At 64.2% G+C, this 22,172-nt stretch carries 20 protein-coding genes; 6 read left to right on the forward strand and 14 right to left on the reverse strand.

The features are described from left to right. Positions 1-7: 7 nt before the first annotated feature. The 8 genes from paaA to ACM42_RS22235 all read right to left on the reverse strand — a co-directional run bounded on the left by paaA (position 8) and on the right by ACM42_RS22235 (position 7,213). Positions 8-1,000, reverse strand: a complete 993-nt coding sequence (paaA, locus tag ACM42_RS22200; RefSeq protein ID WP_271529937.1) for a 1,2-phenylacetyl-CoA epoxidase subunit PaaA — start codon at positions 998-1,000, stop codon at positions 8-10. A gap of 76 nt (positions 1,001-1,076) precedes the next feature. Beyond that, a complete protein-coding gene (gene paaX / locus ACM42_RS22205) occupies positions 1,077-1,943 on the reverse strand; it encodes a phenylacetic acid degradation operon negative regulatory protein PaaX (RefSeq protein WP_271529938.1) in 867 nt (288 codons plus the stop codon). A 91-nt stretch (positions 1,944-2,034) separates the two neighbouring features. After that, complete coding sequence (locus tag ACM42_RS22210) at positions 2,035-2,805, reverse strand: esterase/lipase family protein (protein WP_271529939.1); 771 nt, start codon at positions 2,803-2,805, stop codon at positions 2,035-2,037. A gap of 202 nt (positions 2,806-3,007) precedes the next feature. Further along, on the reverse strand, positions 3,008-4,294 hold the full coding sequence (locus ACM42_RS22215; RefSeq protein WP_271530261.1) for a DUF445 domain-containing protein: 1,287 nt from the start codon (positions 4,292-4,294) through the stop codon (positions 3,008-3,010). Between the two features lie 192 nt (positions 4,295-4,486). Next, positions 4,487-4,942 carry a phasin gene (locus ACM42_RS22220; RefSeq protein ID WP_061878177.1) on the reverse strand — a complete coding sequence of 152 codons (456 nt, stop codon included), beginning with the start codon at positions 4,940-4,942 and terminating at the stop codon, positions 4,487-4,489. Positions 4,943-5,163: 221 nt separating this feature from the next. Next, positions 5,164-5,757, reverse strand: a complete 594-nt coding sequence (locus ACM42_RS22225) for a GNAT family N-acetyltransferase (protein WP_271529940.1) — start codon at positions 5,755-5,757, stop codon at positions 5,164-5,166. After that, positions 5,754-6,836: a PHA/PHB synthase family protein gene (locus tag ACM42_RS22230; RefSeq protein ID WP_271529941.1), complete on the reverse strand. Its 1,083-nt coding sequence runs from the start codon at positions 6,834-6,836 to the stop codon at positions 5,754-5,756. The genes ACM42_RS22225 and ACM42_RS22230 overlap by 4 nt, the downstream gene beginning before the upstream one ends. Next, a complete protein-coding gene (locus tag ACM42_RS22235; protein WP_194388722.1) occupies positions 6,833-7,213 on the reverse strand; it encodes a hypothetical protein in 381 nt (126 codons plus the stop codon). The genes ACM42_RS22230 and ACM42_RS22235 overlap by 4 nt, the downstream gene beginning before the upstream one ends. A gap of 166 nt (positions 7,214-7,379) precedes the next feature. Here ACM42_RS22235 and ACM42_RS22240 point away from each other — a divergent pair, with 166 nt between their 5' ends. Beyond that, positions 7,380-8,294 (forward strand): alpha/beta fold hydrolase, encoded by a 915-nt coding sequence (locus tag ACM42_RS22240; RefSeq protein WP_271529942.1) that lies wholly within the window; start codon positions 7,380-7,382, stop codon positions 8,292-8,294. A gap of 96 nt (positions 8,295-8,390) precedes the next feature. On the opposite strand, the gene ACM42_RS22245 is transcribed toward ACM42_RS22240, so the two are convergent. From ACM42_RS22245 to ACM42_RS22270, 6 genes are all read right to left on the reverse strand, one after another. After that, positions 8,391-9,065, reverse strand: a complete 675-nt coding sequence (locus ACM42_RS22245) for a spermidine synthase (protein ID WP_271529943.1) — start codon at positions 9,063-9,065, stop codon at positions 8,391-8,393. 128 nt (positions 9,066-9,193) lie between these two features. Continuing rightward, a complete protein-coding gene (locus tag ACM42_RS22250) occupies positions 9,194-12,430 on the reverse strand; it encodes a bifunctional cytochrome P450/NADPH--P450 reductase (protein ID WP_271529944.1) in 3,237 nt (1,078 codons plus the stop codon). A gap of 116 nt (positions 12,431-12,546) precedes the next feature. Next, positions 12,547-13,542, reverse strand: coding sequence for an alpha/beta fold hydrolase (locus ACM42_RS22255; RefSeq protein WP_271530262.1), 996 nt, complete (start codon positions 13,540-13,542; stop codon positions 12,547-12,549). A gap of 9 nt (positions 13,543-13,551) precedes the next feature. Next, positions 13,552-15,102: a WS/DGAT/MGAT family O-acyltransferase gene (locus ACM42_RS22260; RefSeq protein WP_271529945.1), complete on the reverse strand. Its 1,551-nt coding sequence runs from the start codon at positions 15,100-15,102 to the stop codon at positions 13,552-13,554. A 47-nt stretch (positions 15,103-15,149) separates the two neighbouring features. Beyond that, positions 15,150-15,950, reverse strand: a complete 801-nt coding sequence (locus ACM42_RS22265; protein ID WP_271529946.1) for an esterase/lipase family protein — start codon at positions 15,948-15,950, stop codon at positions 15,150-15,152. Continuing rightward, positions 15,950-16,207 (reverse strand): DUF6489 family protein, encoded by a 258-nt coding sequence (locus ACM42_RS22270; RefSeq protein WP_028178265.1) that lies wholly within the window; start codon positions 16,205-16,207, stop codon positions 15,950-15,952. Before ACM42_RS22270 ends, ACM42_RS22265 begins: the two co-directional genes overlap by 1 nt. 304 nt (positions 16,208-16,511) lie before the next feature. Here ACM42_RS22270 and ACM42_RS22275 point away from each other — a divergent pair, with 304 nt between their 5' ends. The 5 genes from ACM42_RS22275 (at position 16,512) to ACM42_RS22295 (ending at position 22,161) form a co-directional block, all read left to right on the forward strand. Then, entirely contained in the window at positions 16,512-18,107 is a 1,596-nt protein-coding gene (locus ACM42_RS22275; protein WP_271529947.1) for an ABC transporter substrate-binding protein, read from the forward strand. Between the two features lie 104 nt (positions 18,108-18,211). Then, complete coding sequence (locus tag ACM42_RS22280) at positions 18,212-19,192, forward strand: ABC transporter permease (protein ID WP_028178267.1); 981 nt, start codon at positions 18,212-18,214, stop codon at positions 19,190-19,192. A gap of 11 nt (positions 19,193-19,203) precedes the next feature. Further along, positions 19,204-20,175 carry an ABC transporter permease gene (locus ACM42_RS22285; protein WP_271529948.1) on the forward strand — a complete coding sequence of 324 codons (972 nt, stop codon included), beginning with the start codon at positions 19,204-19,206 and terminating at the stop codon, positions 20,173-20,175. Positions 20,176-20,188: 13 nt separating this feature from the next. Beyond that, a complete protein-coding gene (locus ACM42_RS22290) occupies positions 20,189-21,175 on the forward strand; it encodes an ABC transporter ATP-binding protein (protein ID WP_271529949.1) in 987 nt (328 codons plus the stop codon). Beyond that, entirely contained in the window at positions 21,172-22,161 is a 990-nt protein-coding gene (locus ACM42_RS22295; RefSeq protein WP_271529950.1) for an ABC transporter ATP-binding protein, read from the forward strand. Before ACM42_RS22290 ends, ACM42_RS22295 begins: the two co-directional genes overlap by 4 nt. The last annotated feature ends 11 nt before the right edge of the window (positions 22,162-22,172 follow it).

Consider the following 22,172-nt stretch of genomic DNA (forward strand, 5'->3'; position numbering starts at 1 on the left):
GATCTCCCTATTCGGCAGCTTGCGCGGTCTGACGCCGCGCGCGCTTGGCGGCATAGGCGGCTGCCGCCTCGCGCACCCAGGCGCCCTCCTCGTGCGCCTTGCGGCGCGCGGCCAAGCGGTCGCGGTTGCAGGGGCCATTGCCGGCGAGCACCTGCTTGAATTCGGTCCAGTCGATCTCGCTGTAGCGCCAGTGTCCGTCCGCATCCTGCGTCATGCCGGGATCGGGAATGGTGAGGCCGAGATATTGCGCCTGCGGTACGGTGGCATCGACGAATTTCTGGCGCAGCTCGTCATTGGAGAAGCGCTTGATCTTCCACCTCGTCGAGGTGTCGCTGTGCTGGCTCGCGACATCCGGCGGGCCGAACATCATCAGCACCGGCCACCACCAGCGGTTCAGCGCGTCCTGCGCCATCGCCTTCTGCTCGTCGGAGCCGCGGCACAGCGTCACCATGATTTCGTAGCCCTGGCGCTGATGGAACGACTCCTCCTTGCAGACGCGGATCATCGCGCGCGCATAGGGACCATAGGAGCAGCGGCACAGCGGGATCTGGTTCATGATCGCCGCGCCGTCGACCAGCCAGCCGATCGTGCCGATATCGGCCCAGGTCAGCGTCGGATAATTGAAGATCGAGGAATATTTTGCCTTGCCGGCGAGCATCGCGTCGACCAGCTCTTCGCGCGAGGAGCCGAGCGTCTCCGCCGCCGCGTAGAGATAGAGCCCATGGCCGCACTCGTCCTGCACCTTGGCGAGCAGCGCGGCCTTGCGGCGCAACGTCGGCGCACGGGTGATCCAGTTGCCTTCAGGCAGCATGCCGACGATCTCGGAATGGGCGTGCTGGGAGATCTGGCGGGTGAGCGTCTTGCGGTAGGCCGCCGGCATCCAGTCGTTCGGCTCGATGCGTTCCTCGGCATCGATGCGGGCCTGGAACTGAGCAGCCTTGGCCGCGTCCTCGAGACCGCGATCGTCGGTCTCGGCCGTGTTCAGCGCCTGGGTATACATGCGCATCCTCCCGATTTATTGGGAGGCAATATATAACAGAAATTATCTCATGCAAGATATTTCTGTAACACAACAATCAAGCATCGAACCTCCGTTCCAGCAGCTTCAAGGCCGCCGGCAACGGCCCCTTCTGGTTGATTGCATGGCCGTCGAGCCATTGTTCCGATGGAGCGAGGAGCGCGCGATAGATCTCGCCGCACAGCACGCGGGCCGCCCTTCCCGGCCAATCCGCCGGCAGCAGGCTCTCGGGCAACAGCGGGTCGCGCAGCACGACACGGCGATAGTAGTGGATCAACAGGATCCGCGCGGTGAAGGCATCGGCATCGGACAATTCCGTACCGCGCGCGATCGCGGCACGGAGCGGCTCGAACGTCTTCATGAATTTCAAATAGGCATCCGCGGTGCGATCCAGCGGCCAGCTCGCGCTGAGCAGACGCCGCCCGCTGTCATCCTCCGCCGAGACTTCGAGACGGATGGCGCCCGCAGCCTCGTCCGGCACCGGTACGCCTGACGGCGCGACCCAGACGCCCGGCAGCGGACTGCCGAAGCCGGCATTGCGCAGCGCCTCACGCGAGGCGTCGCGGTCCTCGCCATTGCCGATCAGCAGTAGCTCGAAACGGCCGGTCCAGTCCGATGGCGGCGGATCGTAGATGTGGCGCGTGGCAGCTTCAAAGGTCTGCCGACCCTTGTCGGCCAGGCGATAAAAACTGTTTCGCCCGACCTTCTCGCGCGTCAGCCAGCCGTCGGCAGCAAGCCGCGACATTGCGGTGCGGACCACGCCGCTGTCGATATCCAGGCTTGCGAAGAATTCCAGCAGCGTCCCCAGCCACACCGAGCCGCCGCGCGGCACGATGGCGTCGCCGAACACGGTGACGACGATGGAGCCGGTGCGCGACGGCTCGCGCTTGAGCTGGTCGATGATGCGGGAGAGAGGATGCGCCATGCGCGAGGCATAGCGCGTTTGGCGTGGCTACGACAATGGACGGAAGCGTCTCGCCTCTTCCATTGTCGTGCGGGACGAAGTGGAGAACGAGCTACCGATGCGGATCGGGATACGCCAGGCTGCGCCAGCCGCTGCGATCAAATGGGCGCCACTGGCCCTCCTTCTGCGCGAGCCGGTCGGCCACGGCATAGACGACGGCAGGATGATGGCCCATGCCGCAATGGCTGCTCTCCACCTCGATGCTCTCGGTCTGTGCGCCCGTTTTCTCCATGCAGCCCTGCCAGGCGCAGACGCCGTCGGTGCGGCTGAAGATAGCGGTGGTCGGCACCGGCGGCGGAGCGGCAAGCTCTCCCCCGAAACGCGGATCGACCTCATCGGCCTTGTGCCCGCTGGCCCATTCGTAGACGCGCCAAGCGTTGGTCGATCGCGGATCGCCGGCGAAGGGACTGCCGAGCGTGATCACCTGGCGCACCCGCTCCGGCATCATCTTGGCGAGCTGGCGGGCATAGAGACCGCCGAGGCTCCAGCCGACCAGGCTGATCCTGCGGCCGTGCTTGTCGCTGAGCTCCTGGACCAGATCGACCATGGCATCCTGCACGCCCTCGCGCAGGCCGTAATTGCGACCCTGACGCCAGCCGCTCACCGCATAGCCCTTGCTCGTCAAGAACGTGCGCAGCGCGCGCGTCGACGCATCGGAAGCCACGAGGCCCGGCAGCACCAGCACCGGATGTCCATCGCCGCGCGGCGCAAGGCTCAGGAGCGGTAGCGCGCCTAGGAATGCGCCGAACTCGTGGAGCGCCCGCCCCTCCAGAAACATCAGGGTACGGGACGGCGGACGCAGCGTCTGGGCAGTTGCGGTCATCGATGTTTCCCCTGGGGAGACTTCCTGGAAAGGACGCCGGCTGCGAAGCCGGCAAATTGGCATGAATTCCAATGCACCGGCTTGTCGAACGTTCCGCAGCGCAACATGAATCAGCTAGGTGGCCGGTTCCAGACATTCAAGCGGGAGAGATGCGCGGCGGCAATAGGCCCGCGCGGTAATGCTGACGGCCGTGACGCGAAAGTCACAACAATCGAAGCAGAAATTCCGCGGAGTAGAGCGCGAGACCAGCGAGACCGCCGATCAGCGAACCATTGAAACGGATGTATTGCAGGTCGCGCCCGATGTTGATCTCGATCAGCGTAATCAGCTGCGTCATATTCCACGCTTTGACCTGATCCGAGATGAAGGTGGAGACGCCGCTCTTCTGGTCGGCAACGAAGCTGCGCAGCACCCTCACCAGGCCATTGTTGATCTCGCCGCGCAGCTCGGCATCGCCGGCGAGCGCCTCGCCGGCCGCGACGAACATGCCGGCGAGATGATGCTGCAGCACCTGCGTCTCGCCGCTCGCGCTGCGCTCGATGAAGGAGCGCGTGTTGGCCCAGACGGTGCGGGCGAGTTCGGCAAGCTCGGGACGCGCGAGCAGATCGCGCTTCAAGCCGTCGATGCGATCGACATAGGCCTGATCGGTGCCGAGCCGATCGACGAAGCTCAGCACCATGCGATCGAACTCGCCGCGGAACGGATGCTTGGGATCGCTGCGCACCTCGTTGAAGAAAGCGGTGGCTGAGGCCACGATCTTGTTCACCAGAAACTTGTCGGCGCGATAGAGCCTGAGCAGGGTCGGCAACTCCGCGCGCACTTTCTCGCGGATCATCGCCATCGTTTCCTTCTGGTTCAGCGTGTCGTGCATCACACGCAGGAGATCGTCGAACAGGATCTGGTGCCGTCCCTCCGCGACGAAGCCGCGCAGCGTGCCGGCCGCGAGCGGCGCGAGGTCGATCGCCTGGAGCTGCGAGGACAGGCGGCGGATGATGAAGGTCATCAGGCCGGAGCTTTCCGTGGCGGAAACGGCCTCCGGCAACAGACGCAGCGCGAAGCGCGCGAGGTCGTCGCTGCGCTTGCGGTCGCGCAGCCAGTCCGCAACGAAGGAGCCGAAATCGATCTCCTTCAGCTTGGCCTCGACGGGGCCGGCTTCGAGGAAATGCACCTGGATGAATTCGCCGAGCTTGTCGGCGATGCGGGCCTGATTGCTCTGAATGATCGCCGTGTGCGGGATCGGCAGGCCGAGCGGCCGCTTGAACAGCGCGACCACCGCATACCAATCGGCAAGACCACCGATGGTCGCGGCTTCCGCGAAGGCTGCAACGAAGCCGAACACGGGATGCACCGGAAGAAGCCATTTCGCGACGATGAAGAGCAGAAGCGTCGCGGCCAGCACCAGCGTCGCCAGGGTTTTCACGCGGCGCAGCTCGGCCGCGCGTTCGGCATCGCCGGGGGTATCGAAGGAGAAGGTGGCGGGTGGAGTCATGACGGTTTGAGAGTACGTCATTCCGGGGCGGTCCGCAGGACCGAACTATGGTGCGCAATTGCGCACCTGAGAATCTCGAGATTCCGGGTTCGCCCTTCGGGCGCCCCGGAATGACGTGGATGTGCTTACGGCAGCTCAAACAAAAGGCCCGCCGAAGCGGGCCTCAAATTCAGTTTCTACTCAGGCACCAAATCAGGCGGTCTTGTTGTAGACCTTGGCGAAATTGTCCTGAGCGGACTTCGCACCATTGGCGGCGAGGTTGCCGAGATAGTCGGCGGTCGCCTTGGCACGCGAGACGAACACTTCGCCGCGGGAGCGGAGCAGGCTCGACTGGATCTCGACGGCTTCGCTGATCGATTTTGCCGACGCCAGCTTGTCGATGCCCGAGAAGAACGCCTCGGCGTCCTCGTAGATCGCCTGCTGGATATTGCGGCTGATCTTGCCGGCCTCGGCGACGGATTCGGCCACTGCATTCTCGACAGCGGCGGTCACCCGCTCGGAGCCGGCGAAGGCCTCCGCGGCACGGTCCTTGGCAGTGTTGGCAGTCTTCTTGACGAATTCGCGGGCGGCCTCGGGAACTTCCAGATTCTGGATGTTCTTGAAAGCGTCCTTGAAGCCCTCGAAAGCAGTGTTGGTTTCAGTGGTCATGGGGTTCTCTCCATCCTCATTGATCTGAGCTATGGGCTCACCCCGTCCTCATTGGCCCGGGGCAGCCATCTGTATGGCATAGTTAATTGTGCGATGCAACATACATATTGCGACGCACCATCACAAAAATGTGACAAGCCTCGGCAAGAGGCATCATGATGCCTCTTTAGCCACCGGACCGATGATCGGCCCGATTTGAACCGAATGTCGAGCGGGCGTTCCTAGTGCTGGACAGCGCCCGGCACCCCATACGCCTCCATCTGGGCCTGGACCTGCGCGATGTTGTGACCGAGCACGACGATGTCGTGGGTCTTGCCGTCGACATCCCGGACATGGTCGCGCAGCAGCGCCTCGGCCTTGAAGCCGAGGCTTTCGAACAGCGCGATCGCCGCCTGCTGGTCGACGGTCATCTGGACCGAGAGCTTCTCCAGGCCGGCGCCGAGCGCGAGTGCAAAGGTCTCCTGCGAGAGCGCCTTGCCCACTCCCTTGCCGCGGACATCGGGCGAGACCACCATCCGGATCTCGCCGACATGCGGCGACCAGGAATGCGGATCGCGCACCAGCGTGCCGCACCCGACCACCCTGCCCTCTCTCACCGCGAGCAGGCTCTGGATCGCGCCGCGCTCGATCTCCTTGACCCATGCCGACAGGACCTTCGGCTCGCTGATGTTGCGGGGGAGGAACAGCAGATCGTGGGTCGGCAGGCCCTTGCCGAAGGCCAGCACGGCGGCCTCGTCCGCAGGCGACATCAAGCGGATCTCGAAATCGCCGGCCTCGGTCTTGACCTGACGCGGATAGGAACGCTGCTCACTCATGTCGATCTCTTTCCCAGCCAGGAATCCAGTTTCGGCCACAGCCGCTTCACCGCGTTGGCACCCGCCACGAGAGAGACGTGACCACCCTTCAGGATCACCTCCTCCTTGTCGGCCGAGCCGACCTTGGCGATCAGATGCTTGGCGGCCTCATACGGCACGATGTGGTCGTGCTCGGCGACCGCATGCAGGATCGGCACCGTGATGTCTTCCAGACTCGCCGCCCGGCCGCCAACCGACATGGTGCCGTTGAACAGCTTGTTGTCCCACATCAGGTCCTTGGTGATGGCGCGGAAATACTCGCCCGCCAGCGGCAGCGTGTCGGTCGCCCAGCGGTCGAACATGCGGTAGGACTTGACGAACTCGTCGTTCCAGATGTTCTCCCAAAGCTGGATCTGACTCGCCGTGCGCGAGGCGGGGCGCAGCATCTCGAACGAGGACAGGATCATCTCCGGCGGCACGTTTCCCACGCTATCGACGAGACGATCGACGTCGAAATAGCGGCGGTCGGAGAAGTTCGAGAACAGTCTCATCTCGCGGAAGTCGATCGGCGTGGTGAAGCAGATCAAATTCTTCATCGGCCCGTCCTTGTGGATCGAGCCGTAGAGCAGCGACAGCACGCCGCCGAAGCAATAGCCGATGACGGAGACGTCCTGCTCGCCGGAATCGGCTTGCACGCGGCGGATGCAGTCCGGGATGAAGTCGAGGACATAGTCCTCCATGCGCAGGTTCTTCTCCTCCGGCCGCGGGGCGGTCCAGTCCAGCATATAGACGTCGTAGCCGCGCCTCAGCAGGAACTCGATGAAGCTCTGGCCGGGCACGAGGTCGAGGATATAGCCGCGATTGGTCGTCGCCATCACGATCAGCACCGGCACGCGGTAGATCTCGTCCGACATCGGCCGATAGTGGTAGAGGCTCATGGTTCCGCGCGAATGCAGCACGTCCTTCGGTGTCGAGCCGAGCGAAGGGCCCGAGGTCGAGAAATACTCGACGCCCTTGATGCTGCGCTGAATCGCGCGCTGCACCTCGGACTGGATGCGCTCCGGGATGGAGGCGAAATCAAGTCCCGTCGTCGCGTTCACTTTTGGTCTCCGCCTTCGGACGGCGGACGTTTCGTGCGCGGCGGTCGCGGAGCGGCGCCGCCCTGCTGCGCACCCGAGCTGGCCGACATCTGGCTCAGCATCGACTTGATCTCGCCGAGTTGGCCTTCAATCGACTGAAGCCGCTCCGCAATACCGGTCATCTGCTCGCGGCTCGGCAGGTTCATGGAGAGCAGATATTTCTCCATGAGATCGCCAAATTGCTTCTGAGCACCTGCAGCAACGCCGCCGGCGCGGTTCACGGCTTGCGAGAACTCGGGCGTCTCCATCGCCTTGGTCGCGAAAGAGTTGAAACCTTTCTCCATCTCGCCGACCATCTTCTGCCACAAGGCGACCGGATCGGTGATCTTGTCGGTCATCAGCGTCCTCCCATGTGGAGGGCTTTGCACCCTTCTTTTCTCGCCATACCACACCGTTGCGAGATGCCGGTCAACCGGCAAGCAGCGGGCGCGGTGTCGCGCTCGCGGCTTCTTCGCGGAACGAAACCGTGCGATACAGCAGCGACCAGCAGGAGGGACCGCGCCCGTGACCGCCCATCAGCCGCCCCACACCGTCCGCGCCAATGGCATCGACATCTGCTACGAGATCTTCGGCAATGACAATGCCGAGCCGCTGCTGTTGATCATGGGGCTCGGGGCGCAGATGATCCATTGGGACGACGGGTTCTGCGAGCAGCTCGCCGCGCGCGGCTTCCGCGTGATCCGCTTCGACAACAGGGACATCGGCAAGTCGAGCCATCTCACTGGCGGCAAGCGCCTGACCCCGCTCGAGCTGCTGAAGCTGCGTTTCCTCAGGATTCCCGTGGCCGCGACCTACAAGCTGATCGACATGGCCAAGGACACGGTCGGCTTGATGGAAGCACTCGGCATCAAGTCGGCGCATCTGGTCGGCGCCTCCATGGGCGGCATGATCGCACAGGAGGTGGCGCTGTCGTTTCCGCACCGCGTGCGTTCGCTGACTTCGATCATGTCGACCACGGGCAATCCGCGTATACCGCCGCCGACCCGCGAGGCCGCCGCAATGCTGATGGCGCCGCCGCCACGCAGCAAGGAGGAGTTCATCGTCCGCTTCGGCCAGACCTGGAAGATTTTGCGCGCCGGGTCTTTTCCGGAAGAGGAAGCGCTCGACCTCGAACGTGCCGAGCGCGTGTTCGTGCGCGGGCTCAATCCGGCCGGCGTCGGCCGGCAGCTCCGAGCCGTGCTGGCCTCCGGCAGCCGCAAGGAGCGCCTGCATAGCGTGAAGACACCGACGCTGGTGATCCACGGCACAGTCGATCCGCTGGTCCATCCCGAAGGCGGCAAGGACACGGCGGCGTCAATCCCGAATGCCAAGCTGTTGATGATCGAGGGCATGGGTCACGCCCTGCCGATGCGCTTCTGGCCCGAGATCATCGGCGCCATCGCCAAGCATGCGCACGGCGCGGCGGCGCAGGCGGCCTAAAGCGCGATGCGATTAGAATGATCGTCATCGCGCTTCAGGTTGTAGTTCAAGCATGATCTTTTCGGAAAACCGCTGCGCACTTTTCCGGATCACGCTTTAGTTCTTCCGCGCGATCCAGATCACGTGGCGCGCGCCGCCGCCTCTTCCAGTGGCGCGGACGTTGACCTCGTTGACGTCGAAGCCGGCGGTACGGAGCCGCTTGGTGAAGGCCGGGTTGGGGCCCGACGACCACACGGCGAGCACGCCGCCAGGACGCAGCGCTGTCTTCGCCGTCTTCAACCCGCTCGCGCTATAGAGGGCATCGTTGCCTTTTCGCGTCAGCCCTTCCGGCCCGTTGTCGACGTCGAGGAGAATGGCATCGAACGCCGCCCGTTGCGCGCGGATAATCTCGCCGACGTCAGTTTCGCGGATGCTCACCCTGGCATCATCGAGACTGTCGCCAAAAACCTCCGCCATCGGGCCTCGCGCCCAGGAGACGACCGCGGGCACGAGCTCGGCGACAATGATCTTCGCCTTGGTTCCGAGCACAGCGAGCGCCGCACGCAGTGTAAACCCCATGCCGAGGCCACCAATGAGAATGACGGGTTTTGCGACCTTCTCGATCTGTTTCGCCGCGAGCGTCGCGAGCGCGGCCTCCGAGCCCGACAGGCGATTGTTCATCAGCTCGTTGCTGCCGAGCTTGATGGAGAACTCCTTGCCCCGCCGCATCAGGCGAAGTTCCTCGTCGGAGCCGGGGATTTTGGCGGTGTCGATCTTTTCCCAGGGAATCATGGGAGACGTTTAACATGATTTGCTGCGCAGGCTCGTAGCCCGGGTGAGCGAAGCGACACCCGGGATCGCTGGTGCTGTGGAATCCCGGATGTCGCTTCGCTCATCCGGGCTACAAGGGTGAGCTCCGCCTATCCGCCCGCCCAGACGTCCAGCACATACCGGTTCTTCGCGCCCATCTCCTCGATCCACCGGGCACTCGCGGCCGCGTCGCTCCCGCTCTTCTCGCGATGGATTGCGGCGAGCGCCGCCTTCACATCGGGCTCCATCCTGCCGCCATCGCCGCAGACATAGATGATGGCGCCCTGCTCGATCAATGGCCAAACCTTGTCCTTCCGTGCGGCGAGCACATGCTGCACATAGGTCTTCGGTCCATCCGCGCGCGAGAATGCCGTGAAGAGCTCGGCGATGCCGCCTGCCGCCAGTGCCTTCAGCTCGTCGGCATAGAGAAAATCCTGGTCGGGATGGCGACAGCCGAAGAACAGCATGGCCGGCCCGAGGACGGCTCCCCTCGCCTTGCGCGCGGCGCGCTCCTGGAGGAAGCCGCGGAACGGCGCAAGCCCCGTACCGGGGCCGATCATGATGATCGGCACGGAGGGATCATCGGGCAGCCGGAAGCCCGCCTTGGTCTCGCGCACCGTCGCGTAGATCACATCACCCGCCCGTCGATTGGCGAGGTAGTTGGAGCAGATGCCTTTGTAGACGCCACGGCCCGAGGCGGCCGGCCCCTCGACCACGCCGACCGTGATGCTGCAACGCGCCGGATCGACCGACGGCGACGAGGAGATCGAGTAATAGCGCGGCGCCAGCAGCGAAAGCATCTCGAGGTAGACGTGGAACGGCAATTCGCAGGCGGGATATTCGAGCAGCAGATCGAACACCGATTTGCGCCTGGCCAATATCTCGCCGTGATAGCGCTCCAGCGTTTCAGGCTCCTCGCCGACGAAGCCCAGCAGCTTCGGCTTGGTCACAGGGCACCGGGTGTGCTCCGCCATGATCTGGATCTGCTTGCGCGTCGCGACCTGCTGGAGTTCGACGAACTCGCTGAGCAGACGGCCGACCGACACGGCCTCGCCGACCGGCAATTGCGCACGCCGGCCTTCGGCGACCTGCAATCTGATCTGGTCGGCGGGCAGGAAGCCGAAGCGGCGCGCCACCGAATCCACCAGCGTCGGATCGTTGCGCGGAACGACGCTAAGATGGTCGCCGACGCGGTAGGTGACGTCGGACGGCAACTGCACCTCGATGTGGCGCGTCGAGCGCTCGGACGGATGCGGGCCACTCTTGTTCTGGAGCTCGTCATTGACTAGCACCTTCATCGCCACCGCGCCGCCCTGAGCGACGATGGTGTTGACGGCGGTCACGGCCACCGGCTCGATCGCGTAGAGCGGATCGTCCTCCGCCGTGCGGGTGAAATTCCAGTCGATGCCGAACTCCTTGGTCGCGACCTGGGCCGCCGCCGGAAACCATTTCTGAAACTGGCCGTCGAGATCGCTACGCGCATCGCCCTCGCCGCGTGGATAGACCGCCCGCGCGCCATGGGCCGACAATTGCTCGTCGATGAAGCGCGGCACCGACTGGTAGGTCGCGGCCCAATCGCTGTTGCCGCAGCCGAACACGGCATAGCGCACGCCGGCAAAGGCATCCTTCGGCAGGTCGTTGCCAAGCCATTTGACGAACTGCGTCGCATTGTCGGGCGGCGCGCCGTTATAGGAAGCGCAGATAATCAACACGCCACCCTCTTGCGGCAGCTTGGCGACATAGTCGTCGAGCGGCCCGAGATGCACGGCAAAGCCGTTGATCTCGGCGAGGTCCGCCATGCGTGTCGCCAGTTCTTCGGCCGTGCCGAGATTGGAGCCGTAGAGCACCAGCATCGGCGTGTTATGGCCCGGGCGCGCAGTCGGCTGCCGCGGCGTCTTCGGAATCGCAACCGTCGCGGCAACGGGCCCGCCATAGGCGCCACGCTCGCGATCGGCGCGCGGACGCACCTTGATCTTGAAGCCCTCCGGCTTGATCGTCAGGGTTTCCTTCAGGTGCATCTGATAGCGCTGGTGGTCGATCAGCTTGAAGCGCTGGAGGATCATGCCGAGCGCGAGCGCAGCCTCGTGCATGGCGAAGCCACGGCCGATGCAGGCGCGCTGGCCGTTGCCGAACGGCTTCCAGGCATTGATCGGCCGCTTGGCCTCCGCCTCGCGGCTGAAATTCTCGGGATCGAACACGTCCGGGTTCGGCCCCCAGACAGAGGGATCGCGATGCAGCGCGGTCACCAGGATGGTGGTGAAAGTGCCCTTTCTGAGCTTGTACTTGCCGCCACTGATGGTCTCGTCCTTGAGCGGCGAGATGCCGTAGGCCGGCGCCGGCGGCCACAGCCGCAGCGCCTCTTTCAGAATCTGCGTAATATAGGTGAGCTGCGTCACCTGCTGATAGGTTGGCTTCGCATTGACATCGGGGCCGAAGACGCGATCGACCTCGTCATAGGCTTTCTTGAGAATGTCGGGGTGCTTGAGCAGCGCACAGAGCGTGTAGGACAACAGGCCGCTGGTGGTCTCGTGGCCCGCGATCAGGAACGTGTTGATCTGGTAGCGGATATTGACGTCGTCGAGCTGCTCGCCGGTCGCGCGGTCGACGCCGGTCATCATCGCGGCGAGCATGTCCTTCTTGTCGTCGATGCCCTCCGCGATCTTGCGACGCTCGGCGATGATCTCGTCGACCATCTTGTTCATGAAGGCGACGTCTTCGGCGAGCGTCTTGCGTCGCTTCTGCATCCAGAGCTGCTCGAACGGCAGGCCGCGCGTCATCATGATGGTTTCGAGCGAGCGCACCAGCGATTCGACGAAGGGATGGTAGTCGCGCCGGTAGAACGAATTGAAGCGGTAGTCGAAGCCGCACAGGCCGATCGTGTCCAGCGTCAGCGCGGTCATGTCGTGGACGACGTCGATCTCGTCATCGGCGTTGAGCCGCTCCCATTTCTGGACCAGCTGCTCGGCGATGTCGACCATGCTTCCGTGGTAGGACTGCATGGCGCGGTTGCCGAAGGGCTGGAGCAGGATGTTGTGCGCCTTGCTCCAATTCGGCTCGTTGGTGTCAGCCGTGAACAGGCCGTCGCCGCCGACCGCGCGCACGCGCCGCAGTGCACCGCGCACCGTCTTGTCGAACCGCTTCTCGTCGGAGAGCTCGTCGACGAGATCGTGGCCGGAGACGACGACGATCGGCGAGCCCATCATGTCGAGCCAGAAGATCGGACCCAGCTCCTTGGCGAGCCGCGTCAGGTGCTGCACGGGGGCGGACGAATCCAGCGACAGCATGTTGCCGACCACCGGCTTGGTCGGCGGGTGCGGGATCGGGTCCAGACGGTTCTTGGATGACATGAAAAGTGCTTCCCCCCTCGCCCTGCGTCATTCCGGGATGGTCCGAAGGACCAGGCCCGGAATCTCGAGATCCCGGGTTCGATGCTATGCATCGCCCCGGGATGACGACTGCGTCGTCACCCAAACCGCCTTCTACGCCATTCGATCAGCTTGGCGCTGACCTCTTCCGGCTTCTCCTGCTGCGTCCAATGGCCGCTGTCCTTCACGAGGTACTTCTCGAGGTCGGCGATCAGCCTTTCCATGCCGTCGGCCGCCGAGGGCGGCAGCACAGCATCGTTCTCGGCCATGATCATCAACGACGGGACGTGGATGTGATGATCCAATCCCTTCGCGCGCTCCCAATTGCGCGTAAAATTACGATACCAGTTGATGCCGCCGGTGAAGCCGGTTTTCGTGAACGTGTCGACGAACACTTTCTTCTCCTCCGCCGACAGGATCGGCGTGCGCGGATCCACCTTGGCATCATAGGCCGCGATCATCTGCGGAAACGCCAGATTGGTCTTTGACGAGGCGCCGACGCCCGCGATCGGCGGCTCCTCCGGCTTCGCCGCCGGCCGCGGCAGCGGCTTGCGCATGAAGGCGTCGAAGGTCTGCTCGACGCGGCTGCCAAAGATCCTGTCCGGCTCGCGCGCGGGGTCCTGGAATTGGACGATATACATCTGGTCGCCGAAGCGCTGACGGAACAGCGCGATCGGATCGACCGGAGCGCGGTCCCAATGCGGCGTGTTGACGCCGACAACACCGGCTACTCGCGCGGGATGCCGCAACGGCATCTGCCAGACGACGAAGCCGCCCCAGTCGTGGCCCACGAAGATCGCCTTGTCGATGTTCAGGTGATCGAGCAGCCCGACGAGATCGCCGGTCAAATGCTCCATGTCATATTCCTCGACCGCCTCGGGCCGGTCGGTCGCGCCATAGCCGCGCTGGTCCGGCGCGATGACCCGAATGCCGGCCTCGCTCAGCGCCTTGATCTGGTGGCGCCAGGAGAAGGCGAGCTCAGGCCAGCCGTGACAGAGCACGAGCGGCGGTCTGTCATCGGTCGGGCCCGCCTCGTAATAGCCCATGCGGATTCCGTTCGTCTGTGCGAACTTGAGCGGCGGCATTTCAATCATCATGGCTTCCTATTCCGCCGCGCCCTTGATGTCGGCGGCCGGCGGCGCATAGGCGGCCTCCAGCGCGGCAAACTCGCCCGGCAGCATATCGCACATCACCTGCACATGCGGAATGATGTTGGCGCCGACGATGAAACCGAAGTCGAGCTGGTCGCGATAGCTCTGCACGGTGACGTTGAGGGCCTGCCCGTGCGTCGAGATCGATACTGGGAAGATATGCAACAGCTCGGCGCCGGCGGCATAGAGCGTCTGCCGCGGCCCGGGCACGTTGGACACCGTGATGTTGGCGGCCGGCGGCAGCACGTCCGACAGGTTGGAGCGGCTGTAGAGCAGCGCCAGGATCTGCACCATGATCGGCGCGCCCAGCATGGAGATGTTGGAGACCTGCGGCATCAGGGCGCGCAAGGGATGCGACATCTCCTTGGACTTGGTCGATTGCGCGATGATGGCCTCCAGCCGCGCCTTGGGATCCTCGATGTTGGTCGCGATCGAGCAGATCATGCCGAACACCTGGTTGTTGGCCTCCGTGTTGCCTTCCTCGCGCAGCGAGATCGGCACGGCGGCGGTCAAGGATTTCGCCGGCAGCGTGCCATATTGCAGGAGGTAGCGCCGGACCACGCCGGAGGCGAGCGCCAGCACCACGTCGTTGAGCTTGCCGCCGGCCTGCTTGGCCAACGCCTTGGCGCGCGAGAGCGAGATCGACACGCCGGCAAAGCTGCGCTCCGACGAGATCGTCTTGTTGAGCATGGTCGGCGGCGACACCATGCTGGCGAGGCTCTCGCGCGACTTGGGATCGGCGACCTTGCCGAGCACGTCGGAGACGCTCTTCAGCACGGTCGGGATGTTGCCGGCGAAGCGCACCGCGCTCTCGATCTGGTACATCGCGTTGTCGAACAGGATCGAGCCGATGTCGCTCTTGCCGGTGCGCGGCAATTGCAGGTTCTTCGCGGTCTGCGAAGCGTCGAGCGGTTGAGAGAAGAGCTGCTGATACGAATCGAGCAGGTTCGCGGCGATGTCACGCGGCTCCTGAGCGGGCTTCGCTCCTGGCGTCGGCGGCTCGACCTTCCGCGGGATCGGCGAGATATCGTAGATCATGTTGGTCAGCGCAGCACCGGCGCCGCCGTCGATCGCGGCATGATGCATCTTGGAATAGAGCCCGACCTCATTGTCCTTCATGCCCTCGAACACGTAGAACTCCCAGAGCGGGCGGGCGCGGTTCAGGAGCTTGGCGTGCATCCAGCCGACGATACGTTCGAGCGTGGCGCGGTCGCGCGGTTGCGGCAGGCTGGCGCGAAAGATGTGACGGTCGATGTCGAACTGGTCGTCCTCGACCCAGGAGGGATGATCGATGTCGAGCGGCGCCTTCTCCAGCCGCGCCTTGAGGATCGGCGCGATGTGCAGGCGCGAGACGATCATCGCCTTGAAGTCTTCGAAGAAGTCGCCCTTGTAGTCGTCGGGCAGGCGGAAGATCGCCATGCTCCCGACATGCATCGGCATCTCCGGCGTTTCCAGATAGAGAAACGACGCGTCCAGCGACGACAGCTTCTTCCCGTCGGCCATGGTTCCCTCCCGCAAGATCTGACGGGCGCCTTGGACGGCGCTTCTCGTCAGGCCGATACTGCCTGTTCCGGCGGGGCATATGCAATGGCAAACGGCCCTGCCCGGTCAAATGGCCGGAATTCCCCCTCCGGTTGCGCAAGGCGATCCGCCACGGCCCACAGCGCCGCGGGGTTCACCCCGAGCCCGATGTGGCTCGCCAAATGCACCTCGATGTTCTCGGCACGCGCGGAGGGACGAAGCAGGCAGGTCCGCCAGTTCACGACGCCGTCAGCGCGCGAATAGATCGACGTCGTCGGCACCGGCAGATCGCCGGCGATCGCCTCGCGCGCTTCGGCAAAATCCTCGACCCGCTCGCCTGACAGCGCCTCGTAAAGCCGCGTGGCGTTGGTCGCCCGCACGTCGTTGGCAAAAGGGCTGCCGAGCGTGATGACGTAGCGGACCTTGTCGGGTGCCCAAAGCGCGAGATCGCGGGCATAGACGCCGCCGAGGCTCCACCCGACCAGGCTGACCTTGCGTCCGCTCTCGGCATGGATTTCGGTCAGGCGGGTGCGCAGCGAATCCCGCATCCGCCCGAGCCCGCCGAGATTGCGGCCCATCCGCCAGGCATGTGCCTCATAACCGAGCTCGCTGAGATAGCGCCGCATCGGCACCATCGAGAGGTCGCTGGCGAGAAAGCCCGGCAGCGCCAGCACCGGATGGCCGTCGCCCCTCGGCGCGCGCATCAGGAGCGGCGACAGCAGCAGGCTCGCATTCAATTCGAACAGTCCACGGGCTTCGGCCAGCAGCAGGCCGAGACCTGGCGGACGAAGCCGGCCCGACTCCAGCGGCCCGTCCGGCCCGGGCGACATTATTTCTTCTTGTCGCCGCTGCGAGAGCCGCCGAGGCCGGCCATCGTGACGAACATGTCCTGAAACCGCTCGGCGATCTTGGGATCGAAGGTGAACCAGCTCTGGATCAGGGATTCCGGCGAGACCTTCTCGATGTTGCTGAGAACCTGCTGCTGCAACTTGTCCATCACCGCCGCCTGCATCGGCGCCACGTCCGGCAGACCGAAGAACTGGCGAGCCTCGAGGGGGGTGCAGTCGATTTCGATGTTAACCTTCATGTCCCCTCCAGATGAGATTCGAGCGGCCTGTCTGAGTATCGCCGCGAGTTGTGGTGCAACGCAAGCGACCTGATGCCGGCGCGACATGCTCCGTCCGGCAATCAGCCGGCATGGTCAACCAAAGTCGAAAGACATGGTCCTCCATGCCCGGTGACACCGTCAGCATTGCTGCACAGCGGTGCAACTTGGCGCGTTCCTTGCTGGAATGGCGCTTGCACGGGTCGATAACTCTGGGCAACATGGATCAATCAGCCCCGCCGAACAATCAAAAATCACCGGCGTGGCAGTGCGGAGAGGGTCAAGAATGTCAATCGGTCAAAGTCTGTTTGCGGCGGCGCTCGCCGGTACGCTTGCGTTGGCAGTCTCGCCGGCGTCAAGCCAGACGCTACGTTATGCCAACCAGGGTGACCTGAAGTCGCTCGATCCCTACACCCTGAACGAGAGCACCACCCACGCCCATCTTGGCCACGTCTATCAGGGTCTCACCGCGCGCGACAAGGACCTCAAGATTATTCCCGCACTGGCGGAAAGCTGGGAAACGCCGGAGCCTACCCGCTGGCGCTTCCATTTGCGCAAGGGCGTGAAATTCCACAACGGCGATCCCTTCACCGCCGACGACGTGCTGTTCTCCGCCGACCGCGTCCGCAAGAAGGGGTCCAACATGCAGACCCGCCTTGCGCCCGACGTCAAGGTGGTCAAGGTCGACGACTACACCGTCGATTTCATCCTGCCCTCGCCCAATCCCATCCTGCATTCGTCGTGGGATGTCTGGTACATCATGGACAAGAAGTGGGCCGAGGCGAACAACGTCGTCGATCCGACGCCGGTGGCGGCGACCACGCCGAGCTACGCCTCGCTGCACGAGAACGGCACCGGTCCCTTCATCATCGAAAGCCATCAACCCGGCGTGAAGACGGTGTTCAAGGCCAACCCCAACTACTGGGGCAAGGTCGAAGGCAATTTGAAGGAGATCATCTTCACCCCGATCGCCTCTGACGCCACCCGCGTCGCCGCGCTGCTGTCGGGCGAAGTCGACGTCATCGAGCCGGTGCCGATCCAGGACATCTCCCGCGTCGATTCCAGCCCGAATGCCCAGGTGCTGAAGGGACCGGAGCTGCGCACGATCTTCATCGGCTTTGACCAAACTCGCGACGAGCTGCTCTATTCCAACATCAAGGGCAAGAACCCCTTCAAGGACGCCCGCGTCCGCGAAGCCTTCTACAAGGCCATCGACATCGAGCTGATCAAGACGCGCGTGATGCGCGGCCTGTCGACGCCGTCGGCTCTGATGATCGCACCTGAATTGTTCGCGCTGTCGAAGGAGTTCACGCGGCCGAAATTCGATCCTGACGGCGCCAAGAAGCTCCTGACCGAGGCCGGTTACCCCGACGGTTTCGAGGTCACCATGGACTGCCCGAACGATCGTTACGTCAACGACGCAGCGATCTGCCAGGCCGTCGTCGGCATGCTCGCGCGCATCGGCGTCAAGATCAACCTGCTGGCGCAGCCGAAGGCGCAGTACTTCGCCAAGGTGCTCAAGCAAGGCGGCTACCAGACCTCGTTCTACCTGCTGGGCTGGACGCCGAGCACCATGGATTCCCATAACGTGCTCTACGACATCATGGGCTGCCGCGACGATGCGAAATCCTCGCGCGGCGAGGCCAATCTCGGCGGCTACTGCAACAAGGAGTTCGACGCCATCACCGACAAGGTGCTGGTCGAGACCGACACCGCCAAGCGCAACCAGCTGATCAAGCAGGCCTACGAAATCGGCATGAAGGACTGGGCCTACATTCCGCTGCACCAGCAGGCGCTGGCATGGGGCGTATCGAAAAAGGTCAACCTGCCGCAGCGCGCCGACAATCTGGTCATGTTCCACTGGGCGACCAAGAAGGAATAGCGTCAGTTGAACACAAGGTCCCGGTCGCGTGAGGCGTCCGGGACCATTCCTTTTCCGGCTGGCAAAGACGTCGGCCGCACGCACACCCAAGGACAGTGGAAGGCATGCTCGCTTTCACTCTTCGCCGCGCCGTTCAGGCCATCGGCGTCATGTTCGCCGTCGGCATCATCGCGTTCTCGATGTTCCGCTTCGCCGGCGACCCCGTGAACCAGATCGTCTCGATCGACACCTCGGCGGCCGAGCGGGCGATCGTGCGCAAGTCGCTCGGCCTCGACGATCCCGTGCCGGTGCAGTTCGTGCGCTATTTCGCCGATGCCGCGCAGTTCAAGTTCGGCGTTTCCTACCAGTTCCGCCAGCCAGTCTCGGCGCTGTTGATGGAGCGTATGCCCGCGACACTGGAGCTTGCGATCTGCGCGACCGTCTTCGCGATGGTGTTCGGCATCCTGATGGGCGTCTATTCGGCGCTCAAACGCGACACCGTGCTGGCGAAACTATTCCAGGCCGTTTCGCTTGTAGGCATCTCGCTGCCGACTTTCCTGATCGGCATTCTCCTGATCTATCTGTTCGCGGTGACATTGGGCTGGTTGCCCTCGTTCGGCCGCGGCGAGGTGGTCAAGCTCGGCTGGTGGACGACGGGCCTGCTCACGCTGTCCGGGCTGAAGGCACTGATCATGCCCTCGATCACGCTCGGCCTGTTCCAGATGACCCTGATCATGCGGCTGGTGCGCGCGGAGATGCTGGAAGTGCTGCGGACCGACTATATCCGCTTCGCCCGTGCCCGGGGACTGACCACCCGTGCCATCCATTTCGGCCACGCGCTGAAGAACACGCTGATTCCGGTGATCACGGTGGCCGGACTTCAGTTTGGCTCGGTTATTGCATTTTCCATCATCACGGAAACCGTGTTCCAGTGGCCGGGCATGGGACTTCTGTTCGTCCAGGCCGTGCAAAATGTCGATATCCCGATCATGGCCGCCTACCTGCTGATGGTGTCGCTGATCTTCGTCACCATCAATCTGGTGGTCGACATTCTCTACACCGTGGTCGATCCGCGCCTGCGCTCGACCATCGGTCGCGCCGCATAAGGCAGCCCTGCATGTCCGACGCAGCCGTCTCCAATTCCGACAAGCAGGGCGCGCAGCCATCACATGCCGCCCAGAACTGGTTCAGGCGCGCGCTCGATAGCGATCTCTTCTATTCTTTCCGGCGTTCCAAGCTCACCATGGTGGCGGCGGCCATCACGGTCTTGTTCTTCCTGCTCGCGATCTTTGCATCCGTGCTCGCGGTGCAGAACCCGTTCGATCCGGCGCAGCTGCAATTGATGAATTCGCGGATCTCGCCGCTGTGGACCGCCGACGGTCAGAGCCCGTTCCTGCTCGGCACCGACGAGCAGGGTCGCGACGTGTTCTCTGCCATTCTCTATGGCATGCGCATCTCGCTGGCCGTCGGCGTCGCCGGCGTTATCTTCGCCGGCGCGCTCGGCATCGCGCTCGGCCTGATCGCCGGTTATTTCGGCGGCGCAGTCGACGGCGTGATCATGCGGATCGCCGATGTGCAACTCACCTTCCCCGCCATCCTGATCGCGCTGCTGGTCAACGGCATCGCGAAATCGATCCTCGGCAACCGGCTCGACGCCACCAGCATGCTGGTGGTGCTGGTGATCTCGATCGGCCTGAGCTTCTGGGTGGGGTACGCGCGGACGGTGCGCGGCTCCGTGATGGTCGAGAAGAACAAGGACTACGTGGCTGCCGCGCAGTTGATCGGCCTGCCTGCGCCGAAGATCATGCTGCGGCATGTGCTGCCGAACACGATGGGCCCGATCCTGGTCATCGCCACGATCAACCTCGCGCTCGCCATCATCACCGAGGCTACGCTCTCCTTCCTCGGCGTCGGTCTGCCCGACACCATGCCATCGCTCGGCACGCTGATCCGCATCGGCAACAACTATCTGTTCGCCGGCGAATGGTGGATCGTCGCCTTCCCCGGTTTTGCGCTCGCCGCCCTGATCCTCTCCATCAACCTGCTCGGCGACTGGCTGCGCGACGCGCTCAACCCGAAGCTTCGATGAGTACGCCTCGCCCATGACCGAACCCGTTCTCTCCGTGCGCAACCTCCAGGTGGAGTTCGCCTCCCGCCGAGGCACGTTGCGCGCCATCGACGACGTCTCCTTCGACATCGCCAAGGGCGAGGTGCTCGGCGTCGTCGGCGAGTCGGGCGCCGGCAAGTCCGTCACCGGCCTCTCGGTAATCGGCCTGATCGATCCGCCCGGCCGCATCGCCGGCGGCGAGATTCGTCTCGCGGGCCTGCGCATCGACAATCTGCCGCCGGAGCAGATGCGCCGTATCAGGGGCAAGCGCATCGGAATGATCTTCCAGGATCCCCTCACCTCCCTTAATCCGCTGTACAAGGTCGGCGACCAGATCGTGGAGACGATCCGGACGCACCTCAATCTGTCGGAGCAGGCGGCGCGCCGCCGCGCCATCGACCTGCTCGCCGAGGTCGGCATTCCCGCACCCGAAAAGCGGATCGACGGCTATCCGCACGAGTTCTCCGGCGGCATGCGCCAGCGCGTGGTGATTGCGCTTGCGATCTGCGCCGAGCCGGAGTTGATCATCGCGGACGAGCCGACCACCGCGCTCGACGTTTCCGTGCAGGCCCAGATCATCTCGCTGATCAAGCGGCTCGGGCGTGACCATGGCACCGCGGTGATGCTGGTGACTCACGACATGGGCGTGATCGCGGAGACCTCGGACCGCGTCGCGGTGATGTATGCCGGTCGCATCGCGGAGATCGGCCCGGTGCAGGATGTCGTGAGGAACCCGCTGCATCCCTACGCCAAGGGCCTGATGGGCGCGATCCCGACGCTTGCGGGCGAGGACAAGCGCCTCGTGCAGATTCCCGGCTCCATGCCGCGCCTGTCAGCGATCCCGCGTGGTTGCTCGTTCAATCCGCGCTGCGCCTTCGCCTTCGATCGCTGCCGCGTGGAGCGGCCGGAGCCGCTGCCGCGCGGCGCGCAATCGGTCGCGTGCCATCTCTATGACAATGTGCCGGCGGAGAGCGCGGCATGAGCGCTCCCTTCGTCCAGGCCACAAATCTGCGCCGCGTTTTCGACGTCTCGAAACCCTGGCTCAACCGCGTGCTCGAAGGTGGCCACCTCGAATACCTCAAGGCGGTGGATGGCGTCACTTTCGACATCAGAAAGGGCGAGACGTTTGCTCTGGTCGGAGAATCCGGCTCCGGCAAGACCACGGTGGCGCGGATGGTCGTTGGCCTGCTGCCGCCAAGTTCCGGCGACGTCCTGATCGACGGCGTCTCGATGACCGATCCGCGGCAGGCGCCGGCGCGGCGAAAGCTGCGCCGCCGCATCCAGATGATCTTCCAGGATCCTTATGCAAGCCTGAACCCGCGCTTCCGCGTGGATGCCATCATCTCCGAGCCGATCCGCGCCTTCGACCTGATCCAGGGCGAGCGTGACATCCAGGCCCGAATCGGCGAGCTGCTCAGCCTCGTCGGCCTGCATCCCGACGACCGACTGAAGTTTCCGCACGAGTTTTCCGGCGGCCAGCGCCAGCGCATCGCGATCGCGCGGGCGCTCGCCTCCGATGCCGAGTTCATCGTCTGCGACGAGCCGACCTCGGCGCTCGACGTCTCGGTGCAGGCGCAGATCCTCAACCTGATGCGCGACCTCCAGGATAAGTTCGGCCTGACCTACATGTTCATCAGCCACAATCTCGCCGTGGTCCGCCACATGGCGAGCCGCGTCGGCGTGATGTATCTCGGCCGCATCGTCGAGATCGCGGAAGGACGCGAGCTGTTTGCCCGCCCGCGCATGCCCTACACCAAGATGCTGCTGGGCGCGGTGCCCGATCTCGCCATGAGCGGCCGCCAGCGCATTCCGGTCAAAGGCGAGATCCCGAACCCGATCAATCCGCCCCCGGGCTGCGCCTTCAATCCGCGCTGCCCGCTCGCGTTCGATCTCTGCCGCAAGGATACCCCGGAACTGATCGACGGCGTCGCCTGCCACGCCGTCAACACCGCGCCGGTCCCGGCGTGACGCGCGCGTGC

This window comes from Bradyrhizobium sp. CCBAU 25338 (assembly GCF_028128965.1).
Taxonomy (GTDB): Bacteria; Pseudomonadota; Alphaproteobacteria; order Rhizobiales; family Xanthobacteraceae; genus Bradyrhizobium; species Bradyrhizobium liaoningense.

What these genes read in the sequence shown, in the direction of transcription:
- ACM42_RS22220 (WP_061878177.1), bottom strand. Translation starts at nt 4,942, where the DNA reads ATGACCACTGAAACCAACACTGCTTTCGAGGGCTTCAAGGACGCTTTC.
- ACM42_RS22255 (WP_271530262.1), bottom strand. Translation starts at nt 13,542, where the DNA reads ATGATTGAAATGCCGCCGCTCAAGTTCGCACAGACGAACGGAATCCGC.
- ACM42_RS22290 (WP_271529949.1), top strand. Translation starts at nt 20,189, where the DNA reads ATGACCGAACCCGTTCTCTCCGTGCGCAACCTCCAGGTGGAGTTCGCC.
- ACM42_RS22295 (WP_271529950.1), top strand. Translation starts at nt 21,172, where the DNA reads ATGAGCGCTCCCTTCGTCCAGGCCACAAATCTGCGCCGCGTTTTCGAC.
- ACM42_RS22215 (WP_271530261.1), bottom strand. Translation starts at nt 4,294, where the DNA reads ATGACTCCACCCGCCACCTTCTCCTTCGATACCCCCGGCGATGCCGAA.
- ACM42_RS22270 (WP_028178265.1), bottom strand. Translation starts at nt 16,207, where the DNA reads ATGAAGGTTAACATCGAAATCGACTGCACCCCCCTCGAGGCTCGCCAG.
- ACM42_RS22210 (WP_271529939.1), bottom strand. Translation starts at nt 2,805, where the DNA reads ATGACCGCAACTGCCCAGACGCTGCGTCCGCCGTCCCGTACCCTGATG.
- ACM42_RS22265 (WP_271529946.1), bottom strand. Translation starts at nt 15,950, where the DNA reads ATGTCGCCCGGGCCGGACGGGCCGCTGGAGTCGGGCCGGCTTCGTCCG.
- ACM42_RS22235 (WP_194388722.1), bottom strand. Translation starts at nt 7,213, where the DNA reads ATGACCGACAAGATCACCGATCCGGTCGCCTTGTGGCAGAAGATGGTC.
- ACM42_RS22250 (WP_271529944.1), bottom strand. Translation starts at nt 12,430, where the DNA reads ATGTCATCCAAGAACCGTCTGGACCCGATCCCGCACCCGCCGACCAAG.
- ACM42_RS22280 (WP_028178267.1), top strand. Translation starts at nt 18,212, where the DNA reads ATGCTCGCTTTCACTCTTCGCCGCGCCGTTCAGGCCATCGGCGTCATG.
- paaX (WP_271529938.1), bottom strand. Translation starts at nt 1,943, where the DNA reads ATGGCGCATCCTCTCTCCCGCATCATCGACCAGCTCAAGCGCGAGCCG.
- ACM42_RS22275 (WP_271529947.1), top strand. Translation starts at nt 16,512, where the DNA reads ATGTCAATCGGTCAAAGTCTGTTTGCGGCGGCGCTCGCCGGTACGCTT.
- ACM42_RS22260 (WP_271529945.1), bottom strand. Translation starts at nt 15,102, where the DNA reads ATGGCCGACGGGAAGAAGCTGTCGTCGCTGGACGCGTCGTTTCTCTAT.
- ACM42_RS22285 (WP_271529948.1), top strand. Translation starts at nt 19,204, where the DNA reads ATGTCCGACGCAGCCGTCTCCAATTCCGACAAGCAGGGCGCGCAGCCA.
- paaA (WP_271529937.1), bottom strand. Translation starts at nt 1,000, where the DNA reads ATGTATACCCAGGCGCTGAACACGGCCGAGACCGACGATCGCGGTCTC.
- ACM42_RS22245 (WP_271529943.1), bottom strand. Translation starts at nt 9,065, where the DNA reads ATGATTCCCTGGGAAAAGATCGACACCGCCAAAATCCCCGGCTCCGAC.
- ACM42_RS22225 (WP_271529940.1), bottom strand. Translation starts at nt 5,757, where the DNA reads ATGAGTGAGCAGCGTTCCTATCCGCGTCAGGTCAAGACCGAGGCCGGC.